Source organism: Actinomadura rayongensis (assembly GCF_009831215.1).
In the GTDB taxonomy this organism is placed as follows: Bacteria; Actinomycetota; Actinomycetes; order Streptosporangiales; family Streptosporangiaceae; genus Spirillospora; species Spirillospora rayongensis.
Genome location: NZ_WUTW01000002.1, coordinates 1,364,106 through 1,382,915, shown reverse-complemented (window position 1 = coordinate 1,382,915; position 18,810 = coordinate 1,364,106). Strand labels below are relative to the sequence as shown.

20 protein-coding genes are annotated in these 18,810 nt (G+C 71.9%); 8 read left to right on the top strand and 12 right to left on the bottom strand.

The annotated features are described in order from the left end of the window. Positions 1 to 25 precede the first annotated feature (25 nt). Positions 26 to 208 carry a hypothetical protein gene (locus GQ466_RS30740; RefSeq protein WP_202420701.1) on the top strand — a complete coding sequence of 61 codons (183 nt, stop codon included), beginning with the start codon at positions 26 to 28 and terminating at the stop codon, positions 206 to 208. A gap of 2 nt (positions 209 to 210) precedes the next feature. On the opposite strand, the gene GQ466_RS15820 is transcribed toward GQ466_RS30740, so the two are convergent. From GQ466_RS15820 to GQ466_RS15795, 6 genes are all read right to left on the bottom strand, one after another. Beyond that, positions 211 to 915: an N-acetylmuramoyl-L-alanine amidase gene (locus GQ466_RS15820; RefSeq protein WP_161103585.1), complete on the bottom strand. Its 705-nt coding sequence runs from the start codon at positions 913 to 915 to the stop codon at positions 211 to 213. 151 nt (positions 916 to 1,066) lie between these two features. Continuing rightward, entirely contained in the window at positions 1,067 to 1,513 is a 447-nt protein-coding gene (gene rplI / locus GQ466_RS15815; protein WP_161103584.1) for a 50S ribosomal protein L9, read from the bottom strand. 17 nt (positions 1,514 to 1,530) lie between these two features. Continuing rightward, positions 1,531 to 1,767, bottom strand: coding sequence for a 30S ribosomal protein S18 (gene rpsR / locus GQ466_RS15810; protein WP_019631633.1), 237 nt, complete (start codon positions 1,765 to 1,767; stop codon positions 1,531 to 1,533). Positions 1,768 to 1,834: 67 nt separating this feature from the next. Then, a complete protein-coding gene (locus GQ466_RS15805) occupies positions 1,835 to 2,407 on the bottom strand; it encodes a single-stranded DNA-binding protein (protein ID WP_161103583.1) in 573 nt (190 codons plus the stop codon). Positions 2,408 to 2,445: 38 nt separating this feature from the next. Further along, positions 2,446 to 2,736, bottom strand: a complete 291-nt coding sequence (rpsF, locus tag GQ466_RS15800) for a 30S ribosomal protein S6 (protein WP_161103582.1) — start codon at positions 2,734 to 2,736, stop codon at positions 2,446 to 2,448. Between the two features lie 165 nt (positions 2,737 to 2,901). Continuing rightward, a complete protein-coding gene (locus GQ466_RS15795; RefSeq protein ID WP_161103581.1) occupies positions 2,902 to 3,090 on the bottom strand; it encodes a hypothetical protein in 189 nt (62 codons plus the stop codon). Between the two features lie 162 nt (positions 3,091 to 3,252). Between GQ466_RS15795 and GQ466_RS15790 the strand changes: the two genes are divergently transcribed. The 3 genes from GQ466_RS15790 to GQ466_RS15780 all read left to right on the top strand — a co-directional run bounded on the left by GQ466_RS15790 (position 3,253) and on the right by GQ466_RS15780 (position 4,964). Further along, complete coding sequence (locus GQ466_RS15790) at positions 3,253 to 3,567, top strand: hypothetical protein (RefSeq protein WP_161103580.1); 315 nt, start codon at positions 3,253 to 3,255, stop codon at positions 3,565 to 3,567. 65 nt (positions 3,568 to 3,632) lie between these two features. Continuing rightward, a complete protein-coding gene (locus GQ466_RS15785; protein ID WP_161103579.1) occupies positions 3,633 to 4,403 on the top strand; it encodes a deoxyribonuclease IV in 771 nt (256 codons plus the stop codon). Positions 4,404 to 4,589: 186 nt separating this feature from the next. Then, entirely contained in the window at positions 4,590 to 4,964 is a 375-nt protein-coding gene (locus tag GQ466_RS15780) for a DUF4190 domain-containing protein (protein WP_161103578.1), read from the top strand. A 3-nt stretch (positions 4,965 to 4,967) separates the two neighbouring features. Here GQ466_RS15780 and GQ466_RS31635 read toward each other — a convergent pair whose 3' ends face one another. Continuing rightward, positions 4,968 to 5,411, bottom strand: a complete 444-nt coding sequence (locus tag GQ466_RS31635; RefSeq protein WP_161103577.1) for a barstar family protein — start codon at positions 5,409 to 5,411, stop codon at positions 4,968 to 4,970. A 21-nt stretch (positions 5,412 to 5,432) separates the two neighbouring features. Then, positions 5,433 to 5,840, bottom strand: a complete 408-nt coding sequence (locus GQ466_RS15770) for a guanyl-specific ribonuclease (RefSeq protein ID WP_161103576.1) — start codon at positions 5,838 to 5,840, stop codon at positions 5,433 to 5,435. A 123-nt stretch (positions 5,841 to 5,963) separates the two neighbouring features. Here GQ466_RS15770 and GQ466_RS15765 point away from each other — a divergent pair, with 123 nt between their 5' ends. Then, positions 5,964 to 6,215 (top strand): hypothetical protein, encoded by a 252-nt coding sequence (locus tag GQ466_RS15765; RefSeq protein ID WP_161103575.1) that lies wholly within the window; start codon positions 5,964 to 5,966, stop codon positions 6,213 to 6,215. A gap of 9 nt (positions 6,216 to 6,224) precedes the next feature. Here GQ466_RS15765 and GQ466_RS15760 read toward each other — a convergent pair whose 3' ends face one another. The 4 genes from GQ466_RS15760 to GQ466_RS15740 form a co-directional block, all read right to left on the bottom strand. Continuing rightward, a complete protein-coding gene (locus GQ466_RS15760) occupies positions 6,225 to 7,061 on the bottom strand; it encodes a D-alanyl-D-alanine carboxypeptidase family protein (protein WP_161103574.1) in 837 nt (278 codons plus the stop codon). Between the two features lie 39 nt (positions 7,062 to 7,100). Beyond that, entirely contained in the window at positions 7,101 to 8,516 is a 1,416-nt protein-coding gene (locus GQ466_RS15755) for a glycosyltransferase family 87 protein (RefSeq protein WP_161103573.1), read from the bottom strand. A gap of 64 nt (positions 8,517 to 8,580) precedes the next feature. Next, positions 8,581 to 11,229: a transglycosylase domain-containing protein gene (locus GQ466_RS15750; protein WP_337193486.1), complete on the bottom strand. Its 2,649-nt coding sequence runs from the start codon at positions 11,227 to 11,229 to the stop codon at positions 8,581 to 8,583. Positions 11,230 to 11,597: 368 nt separating this feature from the next. Then, entirely contained in the window at positions 11,598 to 13,853 is a 2,256-nt protein-coding gene (locus GQ466_RS15740; RefSeq protein ID WP_161103570.1) for a transglycosylase domain-containing protein, read from the bottom strand. 1,148 nt (positions 13,854 to 15,001) lie between these two features. Here GQ466_RS15740 and GQ466_RS15735 point away from each other — a divergent pair. The 3 genes from GQ466_RS15735 (at position 15,002) to GQ466_RS15725 (ending at position 18,696) form a co-directional block, all read left to right on the top strand. Next, positions 15,002 to 15,616 carry a PadR family transcriptional regulator gene (locus GQ466_RS15735; RefSeq protein WP_161103569.1) on the top strand — a complete coding sequence of 205 codons (615 nt, stop codon included), beginning with the start codon at positions 15,002 to 15,004 and terminating at the stop codon, positions 15,614 to 15,616. Positions 15,617 to 15,690: 74 nt separating this feature from the next. After that, the gene (locus tag GQ466_RS15730; RefSeq protein ID WP_161103568.1) at positions 15,691 to 16,770 is read left to right on the top strand and encodes an inositol-3-phosphate synthase; all 1,080 of its coding nucleotides are present in this window, start codon (positions 15,691 to 15,693) and stop codon (positions 16,768 to 16,770) included. A gap of 156 nt (positions 16,771 to 16,926) precedes the next feature. Beyond that, positions 16,927 to 18,696: an ABC transporter substrate-binding protein gene (locus GQ466_RS15725; protein WP_237417882.1), complete on the top strand. Its 1,770-nt coding sequence runs from the start codon at positions 16,927 to 16,929 to the stop codon at positions 18,694 to 18,696. Positions 18,697 to 18,810 lie beyond the last annotated feature (114 nt).

The window sequence follows — 18,810 nt, the reverse complement described above, 5'->3', positions numbered from 1 at the left end:
TGATCACTCTCGCTACCATCCGAACATGTGTTCTACGTACGGCGAGCGGATGGCCCGGCTCCAGCAGGCCATCGACGATCTCGCGGCCGACGGTCCCGCCGGCCTGCCGCCGGACGTGCTGGTGGAACGCATCGCCCTGCTCTGGACGCTCGTCGAGACCGTCGACCCCGACATCGCCCGCCGCCGCAAGGGCTACCGACACGACTGACCTCAGTCGCGGCGGAACGCGCCGTGCCGCCCCGCCACGCGCCCCCGCCGGACGGCCCGCACCCGCCGGCCGAGCAGCGCCCCCACCTCCTGCCGCAGCTCCGGCAGCCGCGCGTACAGGACGTCGCCGGGGCAGTCCGTGGCGTTGAGGTCGCGGTGCCCGATGATCGCGTCGTCCGGATCCAGGTCGTACGCCGCGCACAGCCACGCGCACGTCTCGGCCAGGGACGTCCACAGCGGCTCGGGGACGTCCACGTCCATGTACGTGCCCTCGTTCTCGATCCCGAGCGTGTGCTCGTTGTGGCCGAGGACCTGCGCGCCGACGGTCAGCCGCCCGGACGCGATCGAGGCGAGACTGCCCGTCCGGCCCTCCATGACATGGCCGCCCCGGCTGATCGTGAGCTGCTCCCCGATGTCGCTCCAGCCGCGCCCCTCCATGTGGAAGCGCTGAATGGAACGTGACAACGCATAGGCGTGCGCGACCGAGTCGTCCGTCGCGTTCGCGCCGCCCGTGTGGTGGACGATGATGCGGTCCGGCGCGCGGTCCAGCACCCGGATCGCGGCCGTCGCCGCAACGGCCCCCCACTGCTCCCGCGTCGCCACCACGGGCCGGCGCGCCCGCCGCGCCGACGCCGCCGCCCTGCCGCCGCCCAGCCCGAGCGGCACCGCCGCCAGGCCCCCGAGCAGCGTCCGCCGTGTGAACTCCACCGGCCACCCCCGTCCGACATGATCGTGTAACGGACGGTAATCGACGCGGGCCGTACAGCCCGGCAACCAGATGATCTTGGGCGTTGCGCCGGAACGCGAGAACGGCCGGGCCCCCGTCGCGGGGACCCGGCCGTCCGGTGCTGCGTTCGCGTCAGGCGGACACGACGTTGACGTCGATCGTCGCGCTGACCTCCGCGTGGAGGCGGACGCTGACCTGGTGCGTGCCGGTCGTCTTGATCGGGTTGCCGATCTCGATGCGGCGGCGGTCCAGGTCGGGGCCGTCGGCGTCCTTGACGGCCGCGGCGATGTCGGCGGCGGTCACGGCGCCGAACAGGCGGCCGTTGGCGCCGGTCCGGGTCCGCAGCGTCACCTTGATCGCCTTGAGCTGCCCGGCGACCTCCTTGGCGTGCTCGACGGTCGCGATCTCGCGCGCCGACCGGGCCTTCTTGATCGACTCGACCTGCGACTCCGCGCCGCGCGTCCACTTGATCGCGAACCCGCGCGGCACGAGGTAGTTGCGGCCGTAGCCGTCGCGGACCTCGATCACGTCACCGGGCTCGCCGAGCCCGGACACCTGCTGAGTCAGGATGAGCTTCATCGGAACGACTCCCCTTCTCAGCGCGCGGTGCTGGTGTACGGCAGCAGCGCCATTTCGCGCGCGTTCTTGATCGCCGTGGCGACGTCGCGCTGGTGCTGCGTGCAGTTGCCGGTCACGCGACGGGCACGGATCTTGCCGCGGTCGGAGATGAACTTCCGCAGCAGACCGGTGTCCTTGTAGTCGACGTAGGAGATCTTCTCCTGGCAGAAAACGCAAACCTTCTTCTTGGGCTTGCGGGGAGGTGGCTTCGCCATCGTGGTGCTCCTTAGAGAGAGCCCCGCTCACGCGGGAATGGACGTGTGATTCTCGTACAAGTGCCGGTTAGAACGGCGGGTCGTCGGAGTAGCCTCCGCCGCCACCGCCGCCACCGCCGGTGGCCCAGGGGTCGTCGGCCGGGGCGCCGCCCTGACCGCCGCCCCCGCCGAAGCCGCCGCCGCCCTGACCGCCGCCGAAGCCGCCGCCCTGGCCGCCGCCGCCACCGTTGAAGCCGCCGCCGCCCTGGCCGCCGCCGAACCCGCCGCCGCCCTGCCGCTGGGTCTTGTTGACCTTCGCGGTGGCGTTGCGGAGGGACGGGCCGACCTCGTCGACCTCGACCTCGAACACGGTGCGCTTCTCACCTTCGCGCGTCTCGTACGACCGCTGCTTGAGCCGGCCCTGCACGATGACCCGCATGCCGCGGGTGAGGCTCTCGGCGCAGTTCTCCGCCGCCTGCCGCCACACGTTGCAGGTCAGGAACAGCGCCTCCCCGTCCTTCCACTCGTTCGCCTGGCGGTCGAAGAACCGCGGGGTCGACGCGAGACGGAACGACGCGACCGCCTGGCCGCTCGGGGTGAAACGCAGATTGGGATCCTCCACGAGGTTCCCGACGATGGTGATGACGGTGTCGCCTGCCATTGGGGCTCGCTCCGGCTGGTGTGAGGGCTGGCCGTGGCTCAGTGGACCTCGGGGCGGATGACCTTGGTGCGGAGGACCGACTCGCTCAGGTTGAGCTGACGGTCCATTTCCTTGACCGTGGCAGGCTCAGCCGACAGGTCGACCACCGCGTAGATGCCTTCGGACTTCTTCTGGATGTCGTACGCCAGCCGGCGCCGACCCCAGACGTCGACCTTTTCGACGCTGCCGCCGTCGGCCTTGACCACGTTCAGGAACGGCTCCAGGGCCGCTCCGGCGGTGCGCTCGTCGATGGCCGGGTCGAGAATGGTCATGACTTCGTAACGACGCATGCTGTGTCCCTACCTCCTCTGGACTGGTGCGGTCACGGTCTTTCCGTGACAGGAGGGCTCGTGCGTCCACCGCGGCCGTCGGCTCCAGGGATGGGGCGACCCGCCGCGGGACCGCTACAGGCTACCAAGCGCCGGTGACAACCGCGCCGGCCTCGGCGAACCCGGTCAGCGCCGGTGCGGACGCGGCGGATGCGCCGGACGGGACGGCGGCGGTGTCCGGTGCGTCCGCCGACGGTCGAGTTCGGCCATGATGTCCGCCATCCGGGCGCGCATCCGCGCCGTCTGGGTCGTCAGGATCGACAGCTCCTCGACCAGCTCCGCGTCGCCGATGACCGCCAGCTCGCTCTCCCGCATCGTGCACCGCCCTCCCGGCCTCTCGAAATCTTGTTCGACCGTACCCCTGCCGCCGACGTTTTCGCCGACCGGTCCCCGGTTGATCCCAGATCATCCGGGAATCTCTACGGGACCGGCGTGGAAGCGCCGCCGCGCCGGGTCCTACCGAAAGGGGAGGTCGGCATGACGCAGCACGTCACCGGCGGCCACGAGAGCGGAGCGGGCGACACCACGGCCGCCGCGCACGCCCGCGTCGTCGCGCGGTTCAACATGATCGCCGCGGTCGCGTTCGTCCTCGGCGTCGCCGCCCTGTTCCTCGGGTTCATCTCGGCCACGCACGTCGCCGGGCTCGTCCTCGGGATCATCGGGCTGCCCGTCGCGCTGTACTCGCAGATGATGTCGGTCACCACCGGGCAGCGGTGGCTGAACGTCATCGGCATGGTCGGCGCGTTCGTGGGCGCCGGATTCGCGCTGCGGCACGGCGGCTTCTCCATGTGACCTCCGGGTGAGCCGGTCCGGGCGTTCGGACGCGTCCCGTCCCGAGCCCGGCTACTCTCGAAAACATGCGCATCGGAGCCCATGTCGATCAGAACCGGCCGATCGAGAGCGCCCGCGAGCGCGGCGCGGACGTCGTCCAGTTCTTCCTCGGCGACCCGCAGGGCTGGAAGAAGCCGGTCCTGCCGGAGGGGATCGAGGCCGTCCGGGACGCGGACGTGGAGGTGTTCGTCCACGCCCCGTACGTCATCAACGTGGCGACGTCCAACAACCGCATCCGGATCCCGAGCCGCAAGCTGCTCCAGCAGCAGCTGGAGGCGGCGGCCGGGATCGGGGCGAAGGCGCTGATCGTCCACGGCGGGCATGTCCTCAAGGACGACGACCCCGAGAGCGGCTTCGAGAACTGGCGCAAGGTGTTCGAGCGCCTGGAGACGCCGATCCCGATCTACATCGAGAACACGGCGGGCGGCGGCAACGCGATGGCCCGCCGGTTCGACCGGATCGCCCGCCTCTGGGAGGTCCTGTCCGGCGTCACCGACATCGACAGCAAGGTCGGCTTCTGCCTGGACACGTGCCACGCGCACGCGGCCGGCGAGGAACTGATCGACGCCGTGGACCGCATCAAGGGCATCACGGGCGGCATCGACCTCGTCCACTGCAACGACAGCCGGGACGCGTTCGGCTCCGGCGCGGACCGGCACGCCAACCTCGGCAGCGGCACGATCGACACCGAGCTGATCCTCGGCGTGGTGCGCGCGGCGGGCGCGCCGGTCGTGGTGGAGACGCCCGCGGCGGGGCAGGCGAACGACATCGCGTGGCTGCGCGAGAGCCTGGCCTGATCAGGCCGACCGCCGATTTTCCGGACCGTCGGGAACCGCGCCGTCAGACCCGGCATCTAACATCCTGAGAGACCGGGACGGCGACAAAACGCCCCCTGGGACGTCACACTGGCATAATCCGGAACCCAGCCCCCCAGCGCACAGTCCGGCCTACGGCGGCACGCGCGCGATCCCGTCAGGAAGCCCATGTCGAATCCGTACGACCCCTATGGTCAGCACGACCCCTACGCGCAGTACTCCCAGCAGCCCGCGCCGGTCCAGCACCACTACTACGGGGGCCCGCCGGCCGTCGCGCCGACCAACGGCATGGCCACCGCGTCGCTCGTCTGCGGCCTGATCGGGTTCGTCGCGTGCGGTCTGACGTCGATCCTCGCGATCATCTTCGGGCACGTGGCGCAGAGCCAGATCAAGCGTACCGGCGAGGGCGGCTCGGGGATGGCGGTCGCCGGACTGATCCTCGGCTACATCGTGTCCGCGGGCTGGATCCTGTTCTGGCTGTTCTACATCGGCATGTTCGCCGCCCTCGGCCTGGCGGGAGCGGGCAGCAGCAGCACCTACTGACGGTCAGGCGAGTTTCGGGACGCCCGCGATCTCCGTGGTGGTGCTCGGCAGCAGCACCACCACGGGGGTGACGGTGTCGCGCCACGCCTCGGCGGTCCGGGTGAGGACGTCGAGCGCCGCGCGGAACGACGCCGGATCGGTCTCGGCGAGTTCGGTCCACGCCTCGTAGACCAGCAGGCGCCCGCGCGCCGGGGGCAGCCAGGACAGGTCGGCGAGGCGGGCCTCCAGGTCGTCCCAGTCGCCCGGACGGGGGAACGCGAACGCCTCGGCGCAGTGGCGCAGCAGGGCGTCCCTGCCCCGGATGAGGTGCCCGTCCAGGTGGAACGCGTGCCAGCCCGCCCGTTCGGCCGGGCCGCGCCAGCCGCCGCGCGCCGCCGACGCGGTGCGCCACTGGTAGACGCCGGGCTTCACGCGCCCGGTCACGAGGTCGCCGACGGGGCCGTCCACGTCGTCTCCCTTCCTCCGCCGTCACCGCTTCCACAGGACGCGGGCGAAACTCCGGTAGTGGTCCCCGCTGTAGTAGCGCTCGCCGTTCTTTCCGGCCACGACGCGCCGCGCGCCGCGATCCTGGGAGCGCGGGGTCGGCACCGTGTACTCGCGGTAATAGCCACTGGGTTCCTGGGGCAGTTTGTTCTCACGGTTCCGAAAGGTCGTTCCGTCCTTGCGGTAGGGAAACGGGCCGCCCCGGTCGATCAGTTCCAGCGTCTGGACGGCTTCTTTGGGCAGTTTGTCCGGCGAGACGTCCGGGAGCGCGGTCGACGCGGCGGGCCGCGGCGCGGCGGCCGTGGTCGCCTCGCCGCCGGTCCCGCAGGCCGCGCCGCCGAGCAGCAGGACGGCGGCGAGGGCCCCGTGGGCGACGGTCCGGTGCGCGATCATGGTGGTCTCCTGTCGTCGCGGTCGTCGCTGAGCGTTTCCGCCCGCTCGTCCGGCGACGCCCGGACCGGCGCGAACCTCCCGGCGAGGTAAGCGAGGTCAGGCCGTCTGTGCCACGCTGCGGGCATGCAGGAATACCGCTACGTCCTCGCCATGCGGCCCCGGCAGGGCATCATGGCCGGGCCGGTGCACCTCCACGCCGCCGACCGGGACGCGGCGGACGCGTCGATCCGCGCGTCGATCCGCCGGTGGGCGCAGGGCCTCGCGACCGACGCCGACGAGCCGTTCTCCTGGACGATCCACGAGAGCACCGGCCGTCCGGTGGACGAGGGACGCGTCGAGCCGGACGCCCGCGCCCGGCCCGCCCGGGTGCCCTGACCAGAGGTTTCACGTGAAACGTCCGGTGAAGCCCCGATCGAGAAGCCGCCGCGCGTCGGCGAACCGTGCGTCCGTCCGCGCGCTGTTCAGGACGATCCCGACCAGCGTCCGTCCGCGCCGCCGCGCCGCGAACAGCAGGCTGTAGCCCGCCGCCCGCGTGTAGCCCGTCTTGACGCCCGTCGCGCCGCGATACGTCGTGAGCAGCGCGTTCGTCGTGCGCCAGACGTAGCGGCCGTGCGCCGCCGTGCGCGGCACGACGTACCGGGCACGCCGGACGATAAGCGCGAAACCCGGCACGCGCAGCGCGCGGCGGCCGAGCAGCACCTGGTCCCGGGCCGTCGAGTGACTCGCGTCCGCGCCGGACGGTTCCGGCAGCCCCGCCGCGTCCGTGTACCGCGTGTTCCGCAGGCCGAGCGCGCGGGCGGTCGCGTTCATGCGCCGGACGAACCGCGTCCGTCCCGGCCCGTAGGCGTCGGCGAGCGCGGCGGCGGCGTCGCAGCCGGACGGCAGCAGCAGCGCGGCGAGCAGGTCCCGCGCGGTGAGCCGGTCGCCGACGCGCAGCCCCGCCGTCGAGCCGTGCCGGGCGGCGGCGTAGGCGCGGTGGGCGGCGGCGATCCGGATCGTCCGGTCCAGGTGCCCGGCGCGCAGCACGACGAGCGCGGTCATGACCTTGGTGATGCTCGCGACGGGACGCCGTTCGTCCGCATGGCGCGCCCAGAGCGTCCGGCCGGTCGCGTCGTCCACGAGCAGGCCCGACCGCGCGCCGACCGGCGCCTCCCGCGCGACCGCGATCCCGGGCAGCCCGGCGACGAGCAACGTCATGACCAGCACGAACACACCACGCATGATCAACTGACTACCCCGCGCGGGCACCCGGCAACACGGTCAGGCGAGCGCGGGTTCCGGGTCGCGGACGGTGCGGCGGGCGCGCAGCCGGGCCAGGCTGAACCGGTCGGCCGCGCCGTCGAGGACGCCGCCCGCCGGGTCGTCGGAGCCGTCCGCGCGCACCACGTCCGAGCCGGGCCGCAGGATCTCCCACACGACCAGCACCGCGAGCAGCGCGACCGTCGCGAACCGGGCGAACAACGCGAGGTAGTACACGTCCTGCGAGATGCCGTCGGGGGGCGCGCTCAGGTGGACGACGGCCGACAGCGTCGCCGACAGATCCGCCCCGTGGCGCTGCAACGTCACCGACAGCAGATACCACCAGATGCCGAAGAAGTAGGCGATCTCGCCCGCCTGCCACAGGACGAACGCGGGCAGCTTCGGCCGCGCCAGCACGACCAGCGGCAGCAGCCACAGCACGTACTGCGGCGACCAGACCTTGTTCGGCAGCATGAACGCGACGAGCACCAGCAGCAGCAGTTGCGGCAGGCGCGGCCGACGCGGCGCGCACAGCGCCAGCACCGCGATCCCGGCCGCGAGGACGAGGAACGTCCCGGTGCCGAGCAGGTTGAGGGTGTCGTGCTCGGCGGCCTGCGGGACGCCGTGGTCCTGGAGGTAGAAGAACACCGAGCCCCAGTCGATGCCGCGCTCCTGGCTGAACCGGTAGAACTCCAGCCAGCCGTCCCACGACAGGACCATGACCGGGACGTTCACGGCGAGCCACGCGACGGCCGTCCCGGCGAGCAGCCGCCCGAGCGCGCGGTACTGTCCGGCGCGCACGCACAGCAGCACGAGCGGGCCGAGGAACAGCAGCGGGTAGAACTTCGCCGCGATCGCCAGCCCGAGCAGCGCCCCGGCGAGCGCCGGACGCCGCGCCGACCACGCCCACAGCGCAACGGCCGCGAGCGCGACGGCCAGCAGGTCCCAGTTGATGTACGCGGTGAGCAGCAGCGCCGGGGACAGCGCGACCATCAGGCCCGTCCGCAGCGAGCGCCGTCCGGCCGCGTACGCGGTCGCGAGGACGGCGACGATCGCGAGCACGGCCAGCAGCCCGACCGTGATCCGGTAGAACGCCATGCCCCGGGCGTCCGCGCCGAACGGGTGCGCCAGCCACGCCGTGACCTGCATGAAGAAGCCGCTGAGCACCGGGTACTCGACGTAGTGGATGCTGTCGCCGGGGAACGAGTCCAGGTACGGGAGCTTGCCGTCGGACAGTCCGCGCGCGAAGTACAGCGGGTAGACGTCGGTGTAGCAGGCGTTCGTCGTCGTCTTGACGAAGTCGAACCCGGCCCGCGCGCACGGCTGCTTCTGCGCCCAGCCGAGCAGCGCCACCAGCGCCGTCACCCCGGTCAGGACGGGAACGAGCCGCGCGACGCGCCCGGGGACGTCGCTTTCCTGCTGTTTCGGCGTGGACATGCGCCAAGACTAGAGGCGGTCCCGGGTGACCCGCGCGCCCCGGAGCGGGGCGCGCGGGGTCCGGTCAGCCGTTGCCGTTGCCCCGGCCCGGCGGCTTCGGCGTCCGGGTGGTGGGCGGGGACGACGACGGCGTGCAGCCCGGCGGCTGCCCGAAGAAGTCGCACGGGACGCCCGGCGACGGGCTCTTGGTCGGCGGCTTCGGGGTGTTCGACGGCACCGGCTTGCACGGGTTGCCCTGGGCGTCCTGGCCGTCCTCGCCCGGGCCGCAGGTCGGCGTCGTCTCGGGCTTCGGCGTGTTGCTCGGCGTCGGCCGCGGCTTGGGCGCCGCCCAGTTCGGGATGTCGCCGCCGTTGACGGCGGCGGGCAGCTCGTCGACGGGGGTCCCGTCCAGCGCCTTCGTCATGAACCGCTGGAAGGTCATGGCCGGGACGTCTCCACCGTAGATCTGGCTGTAGCCGCCGATGCCCTGGAGCGAAAGGCGCTTCCTGCCGTCCTTGGTCTGCCGCCACATGGCGACGGCCGTCGCCATGTGCGGGGTGTAGCCGACGAACCAGGCGGACTGGTTCTGGTCGGTCGTACCGGTCTTGCCGGCGACCGGACGCGCCCCGAGGCTCGCCTTCCGTCCGGTACCGGACGTCACCACCGCGCGCATCGCCTTGGTCGCGTCACCGGCGACGCCCGGCGAGAAGATCTCCTTCTCCTTGTAGGGCAGCCGCTTGACGACGTTGCCCCGCGCGTCGGCGATCTTCTTGATGACGTGGACCTGGGTGTGCTTGCCGCTGTTGGCGAACGTCGAGTAGACCGACGCCATGTCGACGGCGCTGACGTTCATCGGTCCGAGCGGCAGCGACGCGTTGCTCGCGCTCAGTTCCTTGGACGGCGGGACGCCCATCTTCTTCGCCATCTCGACGACGTTGTCCAGGCCCACCTTCTGGCCGAGGTCGACGTAGGCGGTGTTGATGGAGAGCTGCGTCATCTGGACCAGGTTGTAGACGCCGTTCTCCGACCGGGAGTCGTTCGTGAGCGTGTAGTCGCCGAACGTCCGCCGGTACGCGCCGTTCAGCGTCGTGTTCAGGCTGATGCCCTTGTCCAGCGCCGTCGCCAGCACGACCGGCTTGAAGGACGAACCGGGCTGCACCGCGCCCTGGAACGAGTCGTTGAACGACTGCTTGGCGTACCCCGGGCCGCCGTACGCCGCGATGACGCCGCCGGTCTGCGGGTCCACCGACGCCAGGCCGAAGTGGATCAGCCCGTCGAGGCCGTTCTCCTTCTTCACCTGCTGGACGAGCGTCTGCGTGTAGTCCGTGAGGTTCTTGTCGAACGTCGAGGTGATGCGCAGGCCGCCGCGCTCCAGCACCTGGTCGCTGATGCCGAGGTCGCGCAGCTCCCCGAGGACGATCTGCTTCATGTACTCGGTCTGGCCGCCGTCCTTGACGTCCGTCCAGACCTTGTAGGTCTTCGGGAACTTCTGCTGCGCGCGCTCGGACTCGTTCAGCCAGCCCTTCTTGACCATGCCGTCCAGCACGTAGTTCCAGCGCTCGATCAGGGCCTTCTTGGCGGGCTGGTCGTCGGAGCCGTACGTGACGAAGTAGTACGGACGCTGGATCATCGCGGCGAGCATCGCGGCCTGGCTGATCGAGAGCTTGCGGACGTCGGTCCGGAAGTAGGCCCGCGCCGCCGCCTGGATCCCGTACGCCTCACGGCCGAACGCGACCGTGTTGAGGTACTGGTTGAGGATCCAGTCCTTCTCCTTCTCGTTGCCGAGACGCACCGAGATGAGGATCTCCTTCAGCTTGCGGCTGATGCTGCGCTGCTGGCTGAGGCCCTCGTAGTAGTTGCGGGCGAGCTGCTGCGTGATCGTCGAGCCGCCGCGCACGTCGCCGCCGGTCGCGGCCGAGAACAGCGCGCTCGCCACGCCCTTCGGGGAGACGCCGGGCTCGCTGTAGAAGTCGCGGTCCTCGGCGGCGAGCACCGCGTTGCGGACGTGCGGCGGGACGTCCTTCAGGTCGACGTCCTCGCGCCGCGTGCCGATGCGGGCCAGCGGGGTCTTGCCGTCCTTGTAGTAGATCACCGACTCCTGCGCGGTGGCGGCCTCCTGGGTCGCCTCCGGGATCGGCGTCTGCCAGTACGCGACGCCGACGAGCGACGCCATCGCGAGGACCAGCACGCCGGCGATCGCCAGCGACTTCTTCCAGCCGGGGACGTAGCGGCGCCAGCCGGTCGGCTTGTCGGCGTCCTGCTCGTCCTTGCGGGCGCGGCGTCCCTTGCGCTCGTCGCCCCAGAAGTCGTCCGGCCCCTTCGGACCGCCCGGTCCACCCGGCCCACCGGGTCCTCCGGGCCCGCCCGGGCCACCGGGTCCGCCCGGACCGCCGCCGCGCGGGCCACCCGGACCGCCGGGGCCGCCGGGCCCGCCCGGACGACCCGGACCGCCGGGGCCGCCCGGACGACCCGGACCGCCGGGGCCGCCCGGACGACCCGGGCCGCCGGGGCCGCCGCCGTTCGGCGGGACGCCGGGGGGGCCGCCGGGACGCGCCGGACCGCCCGGCGCCGCCGGGGGGACGCCGGGGCTCGGGTTGCTCGCGCGGCGCTGCGGCGGACCGCCCACGCGCCGCCGTCCGCCACCGCCGCCGCCGGACGGGGCGCCGCGCCGGCCGGTGCCGCGCCGTCCGCCACCGCCGCCCGCCGCGGCGCGGCCACCCGGACGCGGGGGCACCGGGGACTCACCCGGCACGCCGCCCGGTGCCGGGGGGCGACCGGGTCGTCCGGGGACGTTCGGCCCGCCCGCTGCGGGCGGGCGCGGACCCCGTCCACGGGGGTCTCCGTATTCGGGTCCGAACTGGCTTCCGTTACTCACGCGACCTCATCACCTGGGGTACGGCTGCGTCGTCCGAGGGTACTGCGCCGTTCGCGGCAAGGGGTCCAGACCTGTGTGACCTGGTGATATCGCCCGCTCCCGGACGATCTGGACCGCACGTTCCGGGCCGAAGCCGCCGTCCCGTCCAGGCCCGGCGAAACGGCCGCCAGCGCGTGGGACCGTTCCGAAAACGTCGTCGCCGGCCCGTCCCGAAGGCGGGCACGGCGTCAGCGTGTTCGGCGCTGCGCATCGAGCGGCACCTCGCGCACGAACTGCTGGACGTACGGCCACCCGGGACGCTGCCGCCCGCCGCCGCCCCGGCGGCACGCCTTGTCGCCCGGGTGCATCGCGCACCACCACTGCGGCGGCGGGTTGGACGGCGGCTTGTCCGGGTCGCAGTTCTGCGCGAACGGGGAGTCGCACGCCTGCTTCTTGCCGTTGTCGCCCTTGCAGCGCGGGTCGAAGCCGCCCAGCGGGCCCTTGCACCACTTGGGCTTGTCGTCGTGTTTCGGCGGCTTGTAGACCTGCGCCCACTTCTGCTGCGTGCCGATGTTGGCGGCGGGCGGGAACTGGTCCACGGGCGTCCCGGCCGTGGCCTTCGCCATGTAGGCGTGCCAGATCCGCGCCGGGACGCTGCCGCCCTCGACCACCGCGCCGTTGACGATGAGCGGCTTGCGCTTGTCGTTGTACATCGTGACGGCCGTGGAGATCTTCGGGACGTAGCCGACGAACCACGTGGCGATGTTGTTGTCCGTCGTGCCCGTCTTGCCCGCGACGGGACGGTCCGGCAGCGCCGCCGCGACGCCCGTCCCGCCCGGCTTGACGACGCCCTGGAGCGCGGCGGTGACGTCCGCCGTGACCCCCGCCGAGAAGGCGTTCTCGGTGGTCTTCCAGGTCAGCCGCCGGACGCGCTGGCCGTCGCGGTTGCGCAGGTCCCGGACGACGTGCGGCTGGTGGTACGTCCCGCCGTTCGCGAACGTCGCGTACCCGGCGGCCTGCTCGATCGGCCGCAGGTCGTTGATGCCGAGCGTCAGGCCGACCTGCCCCTTGCGCGCGTACGGCTCCACCATCGACGGGTCCACGCCCGCCTTCTCCGCCGCCTTCGCGACGTTCCGGACGCCCGTCTTGCCCGCGAGCTGGATGAACGCGCTGTTCGTGGAGTGCTTCATCGCCTCGAGCAGGTCGATGCCGCCCTTGGCGGGGTGACTGTTCGGGATCGGGCCGTAGCCGCGTCCGCGCGGGACGACGTTGCCGTTGCCGTCGAAGTAGAGCCCGGACCGTCCCTCCACCAGGCTCTTGAGGCTGTAGCCCTTCTCCAGCGCGGCGGCGAGCGTGTACGGCTTCATCGCGGACCCGGCCTGCGCGCTGCCGTACCAGACGTTGTCGTACTGGTCGTCCAGGTAGTCGGTGCCGCCGTAGATCGCCTCGACCTCGCCGTTGCGCGTGTTGACCGACACCAGGCCGAGCTGGATGTGCTTCTTCGCCAGCTTCTTCGGGTCCACGCCGGGCACGGTCGTCGTGACGGCCTGCTTCGCCGCCGCCATCTTGCGCTTGTCGAACGTCGTGTAGACCTTGAGGCCCTGGTCCACGACGGTCTTCTGGTCGATGCCCTGCCGCTGCAGCTCCAGCAGCGCCCGGTTGATCATGTAGCCGCGCTGGCCGCCGAACACCTCGGGGCCGCCCATCGGCTTCGTCTCCGGCAGGTTCTTGCTGTACTTGTCGTAGTCGGCCTGCGTGAGCGTGTGCGACTTGCGCATGCCGTCCAGGACATAGAGGTAGCGCGCCCTGGTCAGGTCGCGGGCCTTCGGGTCGTCGCTGCGGGGGTCCAGCCGTCCGGGCTGGTTGATGACGGCGGCGATCAGCGCGCCCTGGTCCGGCGTGAGCTTGCCGACGTCCCTGCCGAAGAACGCCTTGGACGCCGCCTGGATGCCGTACGCGTTCCGGCCGAAGTAGATGGTGTTCAGGTACAGCTCGAGGATGCGGTCCTTGCTGCCGAGCTTGTCCTCCAGCTTCAGCGAGATGAACATCTCCTTGAACTTGCGGCTCATCGTCCGCTGGTCGCTCAGGTAGTAGTTCTTCGCGAGCTGCTGGGTGATGGTCGAGCCGCCCTGCGTCTCACCGCCGGTGAGGTTGTTCCACACCGCGCGGGTGAGGCCCTTGACGGAGAACCCGCTGTCGGTGCGGAAGCTGCGGTTCTCGGCCGCGATGACGGCGTCCTGGACGTACCGGGGCACCTGCCCGATCTTGATCAGCTCACGGTTCTTGCCGAGCCGCCCGATCTCCGTCTTGCCGTCCGCGTAGTAGAAGATCGCCGACGTCTTGGTCGCGTCCGCGTTCCCCGTGTCCGGCACGGGCGTCTTGGCGTACGCGACGCCGACCAGCGTCCCCAGCCCGGCCAACCCGAGCCCGACCGACCCGAGGACGACCTTCCACGACGGCACGAACCGCCGCCACCCGGTCTCCCGCGACCGCAGAAACGCCAACCACGACCGCTTCCCCGGCCCACCAGGACCCCCGGGACCCCCGGGCCCACGCCCGCCCGGCCCACCGGGAGCACCAGAGAACGCCGGGCCGCCGGGCCCGCCGGGGCCACCGCCACCCGGGCCGCCGAACCCGCCGGATCCCGGCCCGCCGGGCATGCCGCCGCGCGGACCACCCGGTCCGCCCGCGCCACCAGGACCACCGCCCCGCGGACCGCCGGGCCCGCCGGGACCACCTGGACCTCCGGGACCACCCGGCCCGCCGGGACCGCCGCCGCGCGGACCGCCGGGACCGCCGGACGGCGGAACGCCGGGAGCGCCGAAGGCCGCCGGACGCCCCGGCCCGCCGGGACCGCTCGGCCCGCCGAACGACGGGCCGCCGGCAGCGTCGCGCGGACCGCCGGGACCGTTCGGGCCGCCGGAGGGCGGGCCGACAGGGGCGCCTCCCGCGTCGCGCGGAGCGCCCGGGGCGTTGGGGCCGCTCGGGGGGCCGCTCGGACCGCCTGCGGCGTTGCGCGCGGTGGGCGTGCCGGGAAAGGCGGGGCTTGCGCCGGGGGTAGGGGACATTGGCGGACCGGACGGTCCGCCGGGGGAGCCCGTGGACGGTCCCGGGGCGGTGCCGGGACGGGCCTGGTCCTCGGTCCGGCCGGGGCGGGGCTGCTGGTTCTCTCCGCCCGGCCGCGGCGACCCGGACTCCGGGCTGGGCTGGCCTGGATGACTCACGCGACCTCGATCAGCAGGGGACGACGGGCTCCGTTCGTCCGGAAGGGTACTGCGCGGGCCGGGGGGCGAGAGACGCATGTCGCGCAGGTGAACCGCGGGTGGCCGGACGTGCACGGAAAGCGCCGGGCGGACGGGTCCGGCGAGCGGACGGCGGATCGGCGGCGGTCCGCCCCCGGCGTCCGGTTACGACACGCGAGAGGTTGGTCACTCAGCCGGACATCCACGTCGGACAAACACGGCATAATACCGCGTTTCCCCCGGCTGACCTGCGGCAACGTGACGGGGAACGCGCCGCGTGACGTCCACCACCCCGCGGGGTGACTTGCCAGGATCCGCGCCGCTACGTATCTTTCAGATGTATCGACTCGATACATTGGGTTGATACATCACGACGAGACATCGGCAGCTGCGGAAGCGAGAGCGGTCACATGGCGGGCAAGAAGGGCGCGGGAGTACTCGAACTCGCCGTGCTCGGTCTGCTCAACGAGGCCCCGATGCACGGGTACGAGCTGCGCAAGCGGCTCAACGCCCTGCTCGGCATGTTCCGCGCCTTCTCCTATGGGTCGCTGTATCCCTGCCTCAAGCAGCTCCTCGCCAGGGGGCTGATCGTGGAGGACCGGCCCGAGGAGCGCGAGAGCGGGGCGCTCCCGCTGCAGAGCCGCCGATCGAAGATCGTCTACACCCTCACCGCCGAGGGCAAGGAGCACCTGCAAGAGCTCCTGACCGAGGCGGGACCCGCCTCCTGGGAGGACGAGGGGTTCGGCGTACGTTTCGCCTTCTTCTCGCACACCCGGGCCGACGTCCGGCTCCGGATCCTGGAGGGGCGGCGCAGCCGTTTGGAGGAGCGGCTGGAGAGTGTGCGCGCCGCGCTGGCGCGGACCCGCGAGCGGGTCGACAGCTACACCCTCGAGCTGCAGAACCACGGGCTCGAATCCGTCGAACGCGAGGTCCGGTGGCTCAACGAGCTGATCGGTCGCGAGCGGGCGGAACAGGAACAAGCAAAGACCACGAATCAGGACATGCCTCGGGACAAGGGCCGCTGAAAGCCGCGGTCCCACCCCCTCGGGGGCGGGTGAAGCAACACCACATGTTCCCCAAGAAGAGAAGGAGCAACCGGATGGGTTCGGTGCGCGTAGCCATCGTGGGTGTGGGCAACTGCGCCTCTTCGCTCGTCCAGGGTGTCGAGTTCTACAAGGACGCGAGCCCCGAGACCAGGGTGCCCGGCCTCATGCACGTGCAGTTCGGCGACTACCACGTGGGCGACGTCGAGTTCGTGGCGGCCTTCGACGTGGACGCCAAGAAGGTCGGGATGGACCTCTCCGAGGCGATCCACGCGAGCGAGAACAACACGATCAAGTTCGCGGACGTTCCGCCGTCCGGTGTCATCGTGCAGCGCGGCCACACGTTCGACGGCCTCGGCGAGTACTACCTCGACACCATCGAGGAGTCGGACGCCGCGCCGGTCGACGTCGTCCAGGCCCTGAAGGACGCCCGGGTGGACGTGCTGGTGTCCTACCTGCCCGTCGGCTCGGAGGAGGCGGACCGCTTCTACGCGCAGTGCGCCATCGACGCGAACGTCGCGTTCGTCAACGCGCTGCCGGTGTTCATCGCGTCCGACCCCGAGTGGGCGAAGAAGTTCACCGACGCGGGCGTCCCGATCGTGGGCGACGACATCAAGTCGCAGGTGGGCGCGACGATCACGCACCGCGTGATGGCCAAGCTCTTCGAGGACCGCGGGGTCGAGCTGCTGCGCACGTACCAGCTCAACTTCGGCGGCAACATGGACTTCATGAACATGCTGGAGCGCAAGCGCCTCCAGTCCAAGAAGATCTCCAAGACGCAGTCGGTGACGTCGCAGATCCCGCACGAGATGGCGAAGGCCGACGTGCACATCGGCCCGTCGGACCACGTGCCGTGGCTGGACGACCGCAAGTGGGCGTACGTCCGCCTGGAGGGCAAGTCCTTCGGCGACACGCCGCTGAACCTGGAGTACAAGCTGGAAGTCTGGGACTCCCCGAACTCCGCCGGCGTCATCATCGACGCGGTGCGCGCCGCGAAGATCGCCAAGGACCGCGGGATCGGCGGCCCGATCCTGTCGGCCAGCTCGTACTTCATGAAGTCCCCGCCGGAGCAGTACAACGACGACCAGGCCCGCGAGGCCGTCGAGGCGTTCATCCGCGGTGACGTGGAACGCTGATCCGTTTCCCGGCTCGGTGTCGGCCCCGGTGTCCACGGACGCCGGGGCCTTCCCTTTTACCTTAAGGAAAATGGGGATGTAGCGGCCGTTATTACGCTCTGGCCTTACTGTGGCACTGCGGGTGATGGTGGACCGTACCGCAGTGAGGGGCGTTCGATGGCGCGTGACATGCGCGGCGCGGCGGCGGGTTTGGCCTGCCTCGCGCTCGGACTGGCGGGCTGCACGGCCGACGGGCCGGCCGGCGCGGACCCGGGGCCGCCGCGCGACGGCGGGACGCTCCGGGTCGTCGGGTCGTCCGACGTCGAGCACCTGGACACGGCGAGCGTGGCCAGCGTCGGCGGGTTCGGGCTGACGCGGCTGTTCTCGCGGACGCTGCTCGGGATCCGCGCGTCCAACGACATCGGGGTGACGATGTCGGTCCGCGCCGACGTCGCCGCGAAGGTGCCGACGCGCGGGCACGGCATCTCGGCGGACGGCCTGACGTACACGCTGCGGCTGCGCCCCGGCGTCCGGTGGGACACGGCGCCGCCGCGCGAGGTGACCGCCGGGGACTTCGAGCGCGGGTTCAAGCGGCTGTGCAACCCGGCGTCGCCGTCGTCGTCGCAGGCGTACTTCCTGCCGACGCTGCGCGGGATGGCCGAGTACTGCCGCGCGTTCGGCCGCGTGTCCGGCCGCGACCCGGCCGCGATCGCCGCGTTCCAGCGCACCCACACGATCCCCGGCGTGCGGGCCGTCGGCGACCGGACGATCGTGTTCCGCCTGATCCGTCCCGCCAGCGACTTCCTCAACCTGCTGACGCTCCAGGCGACGGCCGCCGCGCCCGCCGAGTACGACCGGTTCCTCCCGGACGGTCCGGACTTCCGGCGGAACACCATCTCCGACGGCCCGTACCGCATCGCGTCCTACCGCGCCGGCCAGTCGATCACGCTCGACCGCAACCCGGCGTGGAGCGCGGCGACCGATCCGCTGCGGGAGCGGCACGTCGCGACGATCCGGATCACGTTCGGGCAGGACTCGCCGGACGTCGTCCAGCAGCAGATCGAGGCGGGCGCGGCGGACCTCGCGTGGGACCAGCCCGTCCCGACGTCCGTCCTGCCCCGGGTCCGCGCCGACCCGCGCTTCGCGATCCAGCGCACGCCGAGCAACAGCCCGTACGTCGTGTTCAACACGCGCAGCCCGAACAACGGCGGCGCGCTCGCGCGGGCGGACGTGCGGCGCGCCCTGTCCTACGCGGTGGACCGGTCGGCGCTGGTCAAGCTGGTCGGCGGGCCGTCGGTGGCGCGTCCGCTGCACGGGGTGATCCCGCCGGGCAGCTCGGGGTTCGCGCCGTCCGACCCGTACCCGACGCCGGGCGACGCGGGGAACCCGGCCGAGTGCCGCCGTCGGCTCGCCGCCGCCGGAGCCCCGCACCTGACGCTGACCTTCCCCTACCGGACGAACAGCGTCCACCGGCAGATCGCCGAGTCGCTGGCCGCGAACCTGCGCGCGTGCGGCGTCGAGACGCGGCTGCGCGCCGACAGCGGCGGCAACTTCTACCGGTCGACGATCGCCGACCCCGCGCAGGCCCGCGAGGGCCACTGGGACATCGCCGCGCCCGGCTGGACGCCCGACTGGTACGGCAACAACGGCCGCTCGGTGCTCCAGCCGCTGCTGGACGGACGCCTGTACGGCCCGAACTCCACCAACTACGGCGGCTACGACTCGCCCGACGTGGACCGCCTCATCGACCGGGCGCTGACCGCGTCGTCCCCCGAGAGCGCGGCGCGGCTGTGGCGGCTCGCCGACCAGCGCGTCATGGTGGACGCGCCGATCATCCCGCTGCTCGACCGGTCCACGACGGTGTTCCACGCGTCCCGCGTCCGCAACGCCCAGTTCCTCCCGACGGCGTCGTCCTACGACTACTCCCGCCTCTGGCTCGCCGACTGAACAAGGCATGACCGAACGTAGACGACATCGAGGACGTCACCGGCCGTGCCGCGCGGCGCCGCCGCGAGACGATCACGACGTCCGTTGTTGGCCTGTGCCCCCGCGTGAGGAAGG